The organism is Chryseobacterium sp. ISL-6, assembly GCF_018613715.1.
In the GTDB taxonomy this organism is placed as follows: domain Bacteria; phylum Bacteroidota; class Bacteroidia; order Flavobacteriales; family Weeksellaceae; genus Chryseobacterium; species Chryseobacterium paludis.
In genome coordinates, this window is the sequence record NZ_JAGGPT010000014.1 from 100,035 (window position 1) to 112,492 (window position 12,458).

Here is a 12,458-nt window from a genome sequence, read left to right on the forward strand (position 1 = left end):
GGTTGAGGTACTAAAGGCTGACTTTCTATAAAGGAAAAACATTTTTATAAATTATAAGTATACACATTATAAGGTAATATCCTTTTAGCGAAATTTTTTGATATTAGGCATCCTATTAAAATAGGAAAGAACAAAATGTAACCATTGGGAGCAAGATTACAGACTAGAAAAAGTGCTGTAAAGGGATGCCGATAAAGTAGCAGCAGCTCCGACTAAAACAAAATTGAGGTAAATTAAAGAAGTTCCCAAAAAGGTATTACAGAAAAGTGCAAATGTAAACCCAAGAAAAGCACCGGCAACAATACTTGGTGCAAAGACACCACCATCTCCCCCTGCGCCAAGGGTTAATGAAGAAGCCAAGGGTTTTAAGAGAATTAGAAAAAGAAGGAAAATAAAGGAGAAACTTTGAGGATGATTAAGAATTTCCGAGAGCGAATGATAACTGTCTCCATATAAAAAAGGAAAACAAAATATCATACCTCCTACGATTAGAGCTCCAAGATTTACCCTGTAAAAGTTATTGGAAATACCTGAAAAAAAGTCTTTAATTTTAATCACTAAAAATGTAAAATACACAGATAAAATACCTCCTAACAAGCTTAACAGTATAAAAAAAGGTAGGGCATTCCATTTCCATCCGGTAATCTCGAAAGGAAGTAATGGTTCACTCTTTACAAAATGCAAAAAAACTCCCGAAATTACAGCTGATGCAGTGCAACTTATAAAAAGAGTTTTATTAAATTTCCTTGCAATTACTTCCATCGCAAAAAGCCAGCCTGCAATCGGGCTTCCAAACAAGATGGCCACTCCTGCTACAACTCCTGCGCAAATAAGTTCTAGTTTATAAATGTTAGCGGAAAATTGTTTTTCATACACTGCATTTCCAAGGGTTGCCGTTGCAACGACAGTGGAGACCTCAATTCCAGTGGAACCACCAAAGATGACTGTCAGAAATCCATTAAAATAATGTGATGGAATTTTAAAAAGTGGTAAATGGTCTTTTCTTTGATCAACGGTTTTATAAATTTCGGTGATTCCTTTATTTTTTCTGTTTAGGAAAAGATATTTTCTTAAAAAATATATAGCTGTAATTCCAATTGTCGGAAGAAAAATAAATAATATAGAATTCTCTCTTTCTACAAAATAGAATATGAGTTTTTGAAAACGTTCAGTTATGAATTTTAACGAATATCCCAGAAAAGATGCGCAGATGCTTATTAAGACTGAAACTAAAACTAACCTGAAATAATGATGTCTTTGTATTTTTTTCCTTTTCATTACCTGTATGAATTCAATTTTTACAAAATTAAGTGTTGGAGAAGTGCAGTCAAAAAAATAGTACATGATATTCTATCTGACTAGGTCAAATCTTCTAAATATTTTTTAATCAAGGGGTAGCAATACTTTTTATTTTTCGCAGCATAAATCAACACGATGGTGTCCTTATTTTTATGATATTCTAGAAAATTGTTTCTGTGATTTCTTTCTTAAGTTCTGGTCCTCCAGAATATGACAGCTATCTGGGGGTAGGATACTTCATAAATCTAGATATCTTACAAAAACCTCGTCAGGAAGGCTATCCTGACAAGATTTTAAAAAAAATAAACTAATAATAAACTAATTCAAAGACGAAAGTTCGTTACTATATAAAAAGCTGCCCAGGCTACAAAAACCAAAGCGATTACCCAAACCCAAATTGGGATCGTTCTGGGATTTTCACTTCCTTTGATAATGAAGCTCTGGTTTCTTCCTGTATCATAGGCATTGAGCATTAATGGTAAAGTCCCATTCACCGTTTCATTATCGGAAAGTCCTTCTATATGAATAATGGGACCATTACGAACTGTAAAACGGATGATCTTTAATCCTTCTTTCTGATCAAATTTGCTTACAATTTTTAGAGTATGTTCTCCATCTGTTAATTTTGTGGTATCAAGGTTAAAAACGACAGGAGTCTGAAGTTCGGCAATTGGATTCGCTTCCTCATCCATAAATAAAAAGACAATGGCATTGTGTTTTGACATTCTTCGAAGTTTTAAAAATCCAATATTGTATTTTTGATATGTTTTCTGTTCTTTTCCCCCGGTTTAATAAGGAATCTGAAAGAATAAAGCAAAGTAATAAGTGTTATTACAGTAATACCTACGACAATACACCAGTCCCAGTTTGACTCCGGACCAGTTCCATGAGTAAAATCCTGTGTAATTTTGGGTTGCTGAAGTTTACAGGCATCACAGGCACGAACATATCCTGCCCAAAATAAAAAAACAGGTATTCCAAATTTTATCTTTTTCATATTATTTTATTTTATCCATGATTGCTTTTACTTCCTCAGCCGTTACTTTCTTACCGGTATTTCCCCAGCTTGTCCGTTCGTGATTGATTAGAGCAGCCACGTCTTCCGGAGAAAATCCCGCGTTATCGCCAACTGCAGGCATTGTTGCAAATTCCGGACGCGGATCGTATCCCTTCATAATAATGGTGACGTATAATTCCAAATTATCACCTAAAACAACGGGACTTCCCTTTAAAGGTGGAAAAGCTCCAGGCAGACCTTCTCCATTGGCCTGATGACAGGTTGCACAATTTGCCGTAAACAACGAACTTCCGTCAGGAAGGTTATCTCCGCTGGCTTTACCTTCCGTTTTTTTCTCTATTTTATATAAAAATTCTCTTGCAGGAAGACTTTTAGGAAGTTCAGTTTGTTTTAAGCTCAATAAATAAGCAACTAAATCCTGAGCATCTTTTGAAGGAATAATTTTCCCTTTAATTCCGGCTTTAAATTTCTCCAGAACATTTACTTCCACGTCTCCGGTATCAAGTCTTTCTTTTATCATAAACAACCATTTATAAGAGGGCATTATGGATTCAGGAACAACTGATCTTGGATTGAACAGATGTGAATATTGCCATTCTTTACTTGGCTGCCTGGTTCCAATACTCGTAAGATCGGGTCCGGTCCTTTCAGTTCCCATTAAGGTGGCGGTATTCTGAAAAAGATTTAACCTTTTATTTCGTACATAATCGATAGCCAAACTTGGCCTGCTTCCAAAAACCTGATCCATATCAACATTTCTTACCTGTTGTGTATGGCAGGCCACACATCCTTCACGGATATAGATTTCTTTTCCATGACTTTCCTCTTCTGAAAGGGCTTTGCTTCCCGGCAATGGTTGGTATGCTTTCTGATTGTTAAGTGCTGGTAAAATGCAGATAATCAAGGTTAGGAAAAGGAAAAACACCAATGCCGATGAAAACAATTTTTTATGGTCGCTGAAAAAATCCATTATGATCTTGCTTGTTTTGTGTGAAGGATTTCTAAAAGCTCTATAGGTGATTGAGGAAGTTTTATTTCCTTTCTCGGTTTTATCATTCTGTAAAAGTTATAGGCATAGACTATATGTGAAATCCACATCATTGTTCCGCCAATTGCTCTCCAAAGCCAAAAAGGAAACATCTTTATAACTCCTTCAATAAAAGGTTTTTTTTCCATCCAAAACATTCCTTTTTCCGTAGAGCCTATCATTAAAGAGACCGTATAGACCAGTACTCCGATCAAAGCCATCCAGAAATGTAATCCTACGGTAATGCTTGGGGGATCATAGGAGGTAAGCCGCGGAACTAAGGTATAGGTGAAAGACCATAACATAAAGGTGATGATTCCATACATTGTCAAATGTGAATGAGCTACAGTAAAATCGGTAAAATGCCATAATAAATTGGTTGCCCTAAAAGCCTCTGCTGTTCCTTGCATGGAGCCTGTAAAATAGAAAATGATGGAAACCACGTAAAATGGAAGTACATAACTAAGTTTAAGGCGATGCCATGAGCCCCGGATGGTCATCATAAAATTGACGCTTCCTGCTGCAACCGGAATTACCATTCCGACGCTGGCAACAATAGCGATGGTCTGCATCCACCATGGAATAGCACTGAAGATAAAATGATGAGTCCCAATCAACGTATAAAATAAAATCTGCGTCCAAAACGCAAGTATACTCAGACTGTATGAATACACCGGACTGTTAAGTTCTTGGGGTAGGAAATAATACATGAGCCCCAGGTTGAAGAACATAAACCACATCCCAACTCCCTGATGCATAAAATATCCCTGGGTAATTGTTTCACCTAGACCATCCTGCCAGAAAGGAAGATAAGCGACCACTAAAATAACAACCACAAACATCATGGCAGAAACGACATACCAGTTAGAAACATAAATTTCTTCCGTTTTCCTGAATGCTATAGTACTAATATGATTGTAAATACTAATTATAATTCCTACAGCAAAAAGTATCATAACCGGCCAAATGTATTCTCTGTATTCCCCACCACTGTTATTGATCCCTGCCATTAAACAGAGACTACCTAGAAATACTGCGGAATTCATTAATATCAAGGTAAGGTATCCTATTTTGAGATTGAAGATTTTAGTATTTCCAACTCTGGGAACAACATAATAGGAAAATCCCATCATGGCCATCGATGCCCAGCCCCAGAAAACCATATTGGTATGTACTGGCCTCAGACGTCCAAAACTCAGCCAACTGACATGGTCAGCATCGGGGGCCACGAATTTAATTCCCAGATATTCACCAACGGTAGTTCCCATAAAAAGCCAAAATACACTACATCCTAAAAACCATAATATTAATTTTTTTTCTGCTTCTGGAATTTCAATATTTCTTCCTTCTTCTCTTTTGGTCTGGAGAAAACGGATATCATGTATTTCATTTGCCTGATCTACTAATCCCCGTGGATCTTTTACAATCTTATTAGACGAGAGTTCATTTCCTGAAAGTTGAAATTCAAGTTCCTGTTTTCGTTCTTCCAATGCTGAAATTTCTCCAGGTTGAAGGTGGCTCAGCTTCTCGTAGATTTTTTTAAGCTCATTCTTTTTTAAAGTATCAGAAATCATCCTGTTAACCCTTATTAAAATAAGGATCAGTGCAAAAATTACAGGTAATGAAAATAGAATAATTGTGATTTGTAACCCAGGCTCATTGAGAAGTTTGTCCATCGTATGAATTTTAAAGAGATCAGCTTTTTTATCTCTCTTAAAGTTACACTGAAGTCCAATTTTTCAATTATGATCTCGATCACAAACGATTGTTTTATTTAATAGTAGATTTGCCGTTTTTTTATTTTAAGCAGATTGTTCTTCTCCATTAATTTAATGGTCCGAATAACAGTTTCTACCCTTAAACCGGTAAGATTGGCCATTTGCTGACGTGTTAAGGGAATCAGATATCCATCCTCCGAATTTTCTTTTATATGATTGCTGTTCTTAAAATAATCCATTAAAACTGTGAGTCTTATATTAGGGTCTTTAGAAAATAGATGCTGGGACATGATCATTTTATAATATAGCCTCTTTGAAAGATTTTTGTTAATTTCTACTGCATATTCCGGATGGTCATTCAATAATTTAAAGAATTTTTGAACGGAAAGTTTTATAATCACAGTATTGGTTAAAGTAATAGCATTTGAAGGATATCGTTCGTTTACAAAAAGCAAAACCTCACCAAAACATTGGGGCGCTTCAAAGATATTCTGGATAAACTCTTTGCCATCTTCACTGTAGTTGTTAAGCTTGATTTTTCCTGATATTATCTGAAAGTAGTTCTGACACACTGTATTTTCTTCATATACAAAATCTCCACTGTCATATTGTTCTATCTTGCCATTATATTTTTTTAAAAGTTCTTCAGGAATCATCCTTAAAGATAAAGAATCCTATGGAATTTTGTCATTAGAAATCCTCTTAAATCTAATATTTCTCTGCCAATCAGATAAAATAATCATTACTTACTCCTTCAGCATAGGTTTATGGCAGCGAGATACCGGATGCTGAATCTGTTATTGGGGGGTAGTATTGATATTGTTTTCTTCATGTTATTTATTTTGAGCACAAGGCAAATTGGAAATTTTAACGCTTTTTCATATGAATTAGTTAAGAGCGGCATTCTCCAGGTGTATAATCCATTACATACTTTTGTGTTTTTGAAATAAATTTCCAAACTCTTGGATTACACTTACTTTAAAAATAATCACACTTATCTAAGAAATGTGAACACTTACTAGTTTATTATAACGATTTTTTTTAAAAAAAATGATCTTTGAAAAAAATGATTTAACTAAAGTTTCAAAAAAGTTGGATTAATTATTTTCAAAAGATCAATGGGCAAAAAAAGTGATTATATAATTTTATTAAACCAATAAAAAATATTAAAAAATGAAAACAAAACTTATTGCAATTGTATCAAGCATGGCGTTAGCCATCACATCTTTAATAGGCTGTACTAACAGCGATAGTAATGCTGGATTGGAAAATCAGCAACCAAGTGCTATGTCGGGTAAAACTTGTAAGACGGTTGATTTTACTGCTGCTGATCTTGGAGAATTACACAATCAATATGTTATTAGCCTGTATAATGGTGTTGATTTTTCTAATCCTATTGTTGCAAGGAGCAAAATCTTGAATAATTTCCAGAATATGGGAATAGATACATCTGTATTCAATATGTCGGAAGACGAATTTAAAAGCAAAGTTTTAAGTGTTAATGAACAGCTTTCTACTTATAAATATGATTTAAGACAATGGAGTAATAATCCTATCTCACAAAAAGAATCATATCCGTATATAGTTAGGATTCTGAATGAAACAGATAATATAAATAATTTAGATGCTTTTAATGACAAGTTAAGCTTAATAGAGCAGGAAGCTCAAGCAAATTTGAGTTGTGATGATTTAGACGTTGTCTTAGGCACGGTAAAAGTAGCTAAAAGCTCTGCAAAACTTTGGGCCCCTACTACATTAGGAGGTGATGGATTTTTTGATAGTACATTTGGACAGGATCCGCCGATGCAAATAATGAGTTGGAGAGGGGCATTAATCGGGGATGTAAGTGGTTCCGCCCAATATTTTACAGCAATTGGTGTTGCCGGAGCTGCAGGTTTAGGAGTGCCTGGTGCTAATGCAGTTATATTAGGAGGATGGGGCATTGCTGCAGCATTAGCTTCTGGTTGTGGAGCTTTAGGTTTCTAAAAGATTGAAATTTCCAGACAGTAAATCAAAAGAGATTTTTACTATTATAAAAAATCAGCAATACATACAAACCCACGTACAATTTTGTACGTGGGTTTTTTGTTCAATAAGTATGCTCATATTAACAGGTATTAGTGGTTAGCTATCACCATTCTTGCATCTGTTATGAATAATCTAATTTAAATTCAAAGAATTTATTCTTAAATTTTTGTAATAACTATAGAGATAGCTTTAAATAATTATCCGATGTATTTTTGTTTCACTATTTGATGATTCTATATTTTTTAGAGAATAATTTTACTTTCAAATATATATTCTATCCAGTTATAGAAAATATTACCCAGTTTAATTTCGTTATGGTATTTTCTGTGGATGGATTTTTACTAAAACCGGGTACAGAAACCGATGGAGAGTACTTGCTTGATAATCAGAATTTGTTGCAGATACTTACGATTAGTTCAAGATCACTTCAGAGATACAGGTCTTCCAGGAGGCTTCCACAGGTGGTCAATTTAATCCGAAATTACATGGTCACTTTGATTTGAAAATGGGTGGTCAATATCACTGGAATTTACAACAGTATTGACTGATTTAGAAATTGGTAATTTCTCAGTTTGCTTAATTTTTTCCTCACTACAGTTAAATAGAACATTTACAATTATAAAAGAATATATTTTTTCATAATTAAACTATTGCAAAAGTTAGTAAGTAATTTATTTTCGATGTAGAAATAAATTTAACCTCTATACCTACTAATGAAATTTTTTAATTAAAAACATTATTTGGATGAATGAAAATTAAGATAAAATATTGTCGTCAAGTTGCAAATTCAATAATTGATCACTACATCACTCCAAAACCATTCTCAATGGCATCCTAAAAGTAGAACGAACGTAATCACCATCCATTTTACCTGGAATCCATTTCATTTTAATCGATTTAACTGCAGCTATGAGCGAAGAATTAAATTGTGTATTTTTTCCTTTAGCTTTTAGATCAGTCAATGTTCCATCTTTTTCAATAGTAAAATTCAGCTCACTTGATACTACCCCTTTAGCTTCGATTTTAGAAAAATCCAAATTCTCAATAAACTTCTTCCTGAATGCGTTAATTCCTCCTGGAAACTCCGGCGCTTGTTCTACCTCAGTGTAAACTTTGTTGTTATCAGTTTTTGATTTTTTTGTATTTTGGGGATATATTTGAACTCCAGTTGTTGGCAGTTCCTGAGCATAGGAAATGATTGATAAAAGCAATCCTATAAGTGTTATTTTTATTTTCATTCAAATAATTTTACAAAGTAATTAATCGTCTTGTGAGACCTTATTTTAGCGGTTTGCAGCTTGGCGAAGTGGCGGAATAGAAGTGCAAATGTTCAGTTTTACACAAAAGTTCAAACGAAGAACTACCGTTGAATTTAGCACTGAACCGCCATTTTGTTAAACTGCTGTTGTGTATTTGCCCGTCTTTTTTGTTGTCATATTAGTGTTAATAGATAACCGATTAATGAACCTCCCAAAACTACAAAAGCACTATTCAATTTCTTGTATCCAAATGCAATAGCAATACTTAAAACAGCAATCAAAATTGTCCGCCAGTCAGTGACCATATCTTTTCCCATTTCAAAACAAACTGCTACAATTATTGCGACTGATGCAACATTTACAGCGTCCAAAAATACTGAAAACAGTTTAGAGTTTCGCATTTTCTTTACGATTGGGTTGAGCAATGCAACAAAAACAAACGACGGCAGAAATATAGCGATTGTCGAAACGATTGCACCTGCCAATCCGTTGATTTGATAACCAATAAAAGTAACTGAAGAAAAAACGGGTCCAGGTGTAAATTGCCCCACTGCAATGGCATCAATTAATTGTTGTCTTGTCAAAAGTCCGGTTGCAACTAACTCAGTATCGAGAAATGCAAATAAAACATAACCGCTTCCATATAGTATGGCACCAATTTTTAGGAAAATCCAAAACAAGTTGGCGTTGCTTGCAGAAAGTATAGTCGTGTTCGTCATTTGCAGTAATGTTAATGGCAGAAAACTGTTGAGATTATTATTTTTTCTGTTTCTTAAGTATGCCAAAAACAATGCAAATAAACCTGCTCCAAACATCAAATAAATTTCATTGATGTTGAACAATGAACCCAACAAAACCAATATTCCGATAATGATGAGTTTAGTCGATTTTAACGATTTTTTTGCCAATGGAAAAATAGCTCCTAAAATAATAGCAATGATGGCTGGCTTTATGCCATAGATAAATGGTTGTACTTCTGGAACTTGTCCGTATTGTTTGTAGAGATAAGCAAAAACGCCTGTTATAAAAACGGCTGGTAAAATGAAACACAGACCTGCAACAATCAAACCCTTCCAACCGCCCTTTTCGTGTCCGATATGAATGGCCATTTCGGTGCTATTCGGTCCAGGAATTAAATTGGTCGCTCCTATCAAGTCTAAAAAATGCTGTTCGGTCAGCCATTTTCTTTTGGTAACCACTTCGTCTTGCATCATAGCAATGTGTGCAGCAGGTCCACCAAAACCAATAATCCCAAGTTTCAGGAAAAGTTTGGCTATTTCTTTTAAGTTCGCTTTATGCTTCATCTTTTCTCAAAATTTTGTCAGACGACCAAAATTCACTGCCTTTAATTAACAAAAACACACTTCCCAAAAGCATTGCCCAATCGGTTCTGCTTCCGTGCATCGTTTCCCAAAAACCTTTTTCGGTTAAAACTTCTGATTTGGTTGTTGCAATGGCTACCAACATTATTATAATCAATGGAATACTTGCCAATCTTGTAAAAAGTGCGACAAGAATAAGTAGTCCACAAACAATTTCAAAACCGCCAACAAAACTCCCTAAAAATTCTGGCGAAGGCAAGCCGATTTTTTCAAATCGTCCTGTTCCAAGTTGGTCGGCAAATAAAAATTTCTGAATTCCCTCCGAAAGAAATACAGCTCCAACCATTAATCGAATTATGATTGTCGTTTTTGAGTTGTCAGTTTTTAATATGCGGTTTTTCATTTTTTGTTTGTAGGTTTATTGTTTCATACTATTGATTATAGGCTGACGCACAACTTTCAAATTTACGCACTGCGTCAATCTGATTTAGATAATCGTAAAGTTATCTGTGATACTAATATAAAATTATATTTTGATGATTTGATTATTAAGTGCTTACACATCATTTTCATCTAAATTTTTCTTTGAAATGACAAACCTTTGTTTAAAAGATTAGAATCCATACAGTTAAAAATAAACTATATTTCCTAGCTTAAAATAACCCTTAGAAATATTTAGCAGATTGCCAATGAAACTTATTTTTTAAATATCGTTTTTTGAGACTCTAATGTATAAAAAAATTTACTCGAACTATTAGTTAGATGTAGTAAATGTCAAATGCAGCTTTCCGATCTACTCATACGCCAAATTATAGTCTATCTTTTTAATATCACCTGTAGTTGGATCAATTTTAAATTCTCAATATCTGAGGTTGCGACTGAAGATTAATCTGTAATAAGGTTTATTGGAATTGTCATATGTTTTGATTACACCTACTCCCGCTTCAGCATATAATCTTTGCCATCGTAAAAGCCAGCTAAAGCTTTTTGTTTCTCAGTTATAGAATGTTTCATCCAACTAATTTCATATTCTAAATCTTTAGAATCGAACTCCTTACTTGGAGAACCGTGACTTGTTGATTTTTTTTGAAAATTTAAAAAATATTAATTATTCATTATATAATTTTATTCTAAATATACCACACATTTAGAAGTTAAAATTAAAAAAAATTGCGTATTTAAAGTTAATTTTCTACTTTTATTGAATTATTAATCACCAAAATAATAACAATGAAAAAATCATTTATTATGGGAAGCCTAATTTTGGCTTTTTTGGCATCTTGCAACAATGAGCAACTTGCCATCGTTTCTTACGAAGCTGGAAAATCTCCAGATGTGGTAAACTTCGAAAAGGCCATAAAGAGCCTTGGGAATTCTGAAAACAAAGAAACCCCAGAAGAAAAAATGCAAAGAGGAAATTCTTCTGAGTTGAACAACAGGAGAAAAGACCTCCTTATTCCATCTGCTTTGGGGCTTATAAAATCTACAGGAGCAACAGAGAGTAAGATTAGAAAAGAAACACAGGGAGACCGAGACAAAATATTAGTCTGGGCTGTGAAAATATATAATCAAAAAATTAACAATATCAATAATAACCTTAAAAACCAATAATTATGAAAAAGATAGCATTATTTATATTAGGGCTTGCTTTTGGCTCTTCTTTATTTGCGCAGAATAGGACTGGAAATCTTCATATTGTTAATTATCATTCGTATGGATTAGATCTATATTATACACTGAACACTGTAGATATTAATAATTGTGACAGTTACAAAAGTAATGCTCCTGCAGCACATATAGCACAAGGAAATGAGGTGGTTTGTGTGAAGTATAGTGATATGATGACTAATAACTCACATTTTCCGTACCCAAATACCATTGATGGATGGACAAATGTTACTAATAATTCGATTTATACCCCAGTAAATGAATATGATGTTCAAGTTGTGGATACAGTTTGGGATCGTATAGACTTTGAACTAAATGATTCAAGCAATTATAATGCAACATCTCCTTTAACTGGTTCTGTCGGTTTTGTATCTTCATGCGTATCAAGTAATGCCTCTGTTGTCACGGGATCTGGTACTTTAAATGGTAATAATTATGATTTTAAAGGTGAGGCTTTCACCATGGGTGGTGATTATTGGGTTTTCGTAAAATAGAATACATGCAAAGTGTAAAATATTTGCTTTTGTTTGCGGCAGTACTCTGTACTGCCCAAACTTTAACTACCAAAGGGATTGGGGCACGAATTTAGGAGGGGTAAACGGAACGATGGGCAGATTGTTTGAAGTTAATACAATTATAGTTTTAGATGGGACTTATAAAAGGTGCTCTTTTTTATACCGAAAAATTCATACGCTTCCTTATTTTTACTCCGTTCTTTTGCATATTTTAATACTTGAACTTTTTTTAGATAGTTTAAATAATCTGTTATTTCTTTTGTCTTTTCCATATTCGTAACACTATATTAGTTTTCTACTAAATTAGTCTACAAAGGGCTGACGTATTCACAATGGAGAAAATATGTGTAAATGAAGTTAATATCACTAATGATAGTAATTATCTTACATTAAAGGGATTTAAGGAAAAGGGATTTAACGCTAAAAATAAAGACAACTATATTATTGCAATAGATCCAACAACACAAATACTTTTTGTAGGAATAGCGGTAATTTTAAAAACAGACAATAGGTACAAAAAGTGATGAAATCAATAATAATTTTTATATTCATAATTTTCTTTTCAAATAACTTGGTCTTTTCGCTGTATGTCTTCAAAATAAAA

13 protein-coding genes and 1 pseudogene are annotated in these 12,458 nt (G+C 33.8%); 5 read left to right on the forward strand and 9 right to left on the reverse strand.

Going from position 1 to position 12,458, the window contains the following annotated elements; translation table 11 throughout:
- Positions 1-156: 156 nt before the first annotated feature.
- From J7E44_RS22840 to J7E44_RS22865, 6 genes are all read right to left on the reverse strand, one after another.
- On the reverse strand, positions 157-1,278 hold the full coding sequence (locus J7E44_RS22840; protein ID WP_353050519.1) for a chloride channel protein: 1,122 nt from the start codon (positions 1,276-1,278) through the stop codon (positions 157-159).
- A gap of 344 nt (positions 1,279-1,622) precedes the next feature.
- Complete coding sequence (locus J7E44_RS22845; RefSeq protein WP_214834285.1) at positions 1,623-2,024, reverse strand: cytochrome C; 402 nt, start codon at positions 2,022-2,024, stop codon at positions 1,623-1,625.
- 11 nt (positions 2,025-2,035) lie between these two features.
- Entirely contained in the window at positions 2,036-2,296 is a 261-nt protein-coding gene (locus J7E44_RS22850) for a hypothetical protein (protein ID WP_214834287.1), read from the reverse strand.
- A gap of 1 nt (position 2,297) precedes the next feature.
- Complete coding sequence (locus J7E44_RS22855; RefSeq protein ID WP_214834290.1) at positions 2,298-3,287, reverse strand: cytochrome c; 990 nt, start codon at positions 3,285-3,287, stop codon at positions 2,298-2,300.
- Complete coding sequence (locus tag J7E44_RS22860) at positions 3,287-5,020, reverse strand: cbb3-type cytochrome c oxidase subunit I (RefSeq protein ID WP_214834293.1); 1,734 nt, start codon at positions 5,018-5,020, stop codon at positions 3,287-3,289. The genes J7E44_RS22855 and J7E44_RS22860 overlap by 1 nt, the downstream gene beginning before the upstream one ends.
- 98 nt (positions 5,021-5,118) lie before the next feature.
- The gene (locus J7E44_RS22865) at positions 5,119-5,718 is read right to left on the reverse strand and encodes a Crp/Fnr family transcriptional regulator (protein WP_214834296.1); all 600 of its coding nucleotides are present in this window, start codon (positions 5,716-5,718) and stop codon (positions 5,119-5,121) included.
- 517 nt (positions 5,719-6,235) lie between these two features.
- Between J7E44_RS22865 and J7E44_RS22870 the strand changes: the two genes are divergently transcribed.
- Both J7E44_RS22870 and J7E44_RS24025 read left to right on the forward strand, forming a co-directional pair.
- A complete protein-coding gene (locus J7E44_RS22870; protein ID WP_214834299.1) occupies positions 6,236-7,048 on the forward strand; it encodes a hypothetical protein in 813 nt (270 codons plus the stop codon).
- 404 nt (positions 7,049-7,452) lie between these two features.
- Positions 7,453-7,548, forward strand: a pseudogene (locus tag J7E44_RS24025) (helix-turn-helix domain-containing protein); the annotation flags it as partial.
- 348 nt (positions 7,549-7,896) lie between these two features.
- On the opposite strand, the gene J7E44_RS22875 reads toward J7E44_RS24025, so the two are convergent.
- The 3 genes from J7E44_RS22875 to J7E44_RS22885 form a co-directional block, all read right to left on the reverse strand.
- Complete coding sequence (locus tag J7E44_RS22875) at positions 7,897-8,328, reverse strand: energy transducer TonB (RefSeq protein WP_214834301.1); 432 nt, start codon at positions 8,326-8,328, stop codon at positions 7,897-7,899.
- Positions 8,329-8,522: 194 nt separating this feature from the next.
- Positions 8,523-9,653, reverse strand: a complete 1,131-nt coding sequence (gene chrA / locus J7E44_RS22880) for a chromate efflux transporter (RefSeq protein ID WP_214834304.1) — start codon at positions 9,651-9,653, stop codon at positions 8,523-8,525.
- Positions 9,643-10,074: a DoxX family protein gene (locus J7E44_RS22885; RefSeq protein WP_214834307.1), complete on the reverse strand. Its 432-nt coding sequence runs from the start codon at positions 10,072-10,074 to the stop codon at positions 9,643-9,645. The genes chrA and J7E44_RS22885 overlap by 11 nt, the downstream gene beginning before the upstream one ends.
- Before the next feature lie 827 nt (positions 10,075-10,901).
- Here J7E44_RS22885 and J7E44_RS22890 point away from each other — a divergent pair.
- The 3 genes from J7E44_RS22890 (at position 10,902) to J7E44_RS22900 (ending at position 12,378) form a co-directional block, all read left to right on the forward strand.
- Complete coding sequence (locus J7E44_RS22890) at positions 10,902-11,282, forward strand: hypothetical protein (RefSeq protein WP_214834310.1); 381 nt, start codon at positions 10,902-10,904, stop codon at positions 11,280-11,282.
- Positions 11,283-11,284: 2 nt separating this feature from the next.
- Positions 11,285-11,833, forward strand: coding sequence for a hypothetical protein (locus J7E44_RS22895; RefSeq protein WP_214834313.1), 549 nt, complete (start codon positions 11,285-11,287; stop codon positions 11,831-11,833).
- A 353-nt stretch (positions 11,834-12,186) separates the two neighbouring features.
- A complete protein-coding gene (locus J7E44_RS22900) occupies positions 12,187-12,378 on the forward strand; it encodes a hypothetical protein (protein WP_214834316.1) in 192 nt (63 codons plus the stop codon).
- Positions 12,379-12,458: the final 80 nt, after the last annotated feature.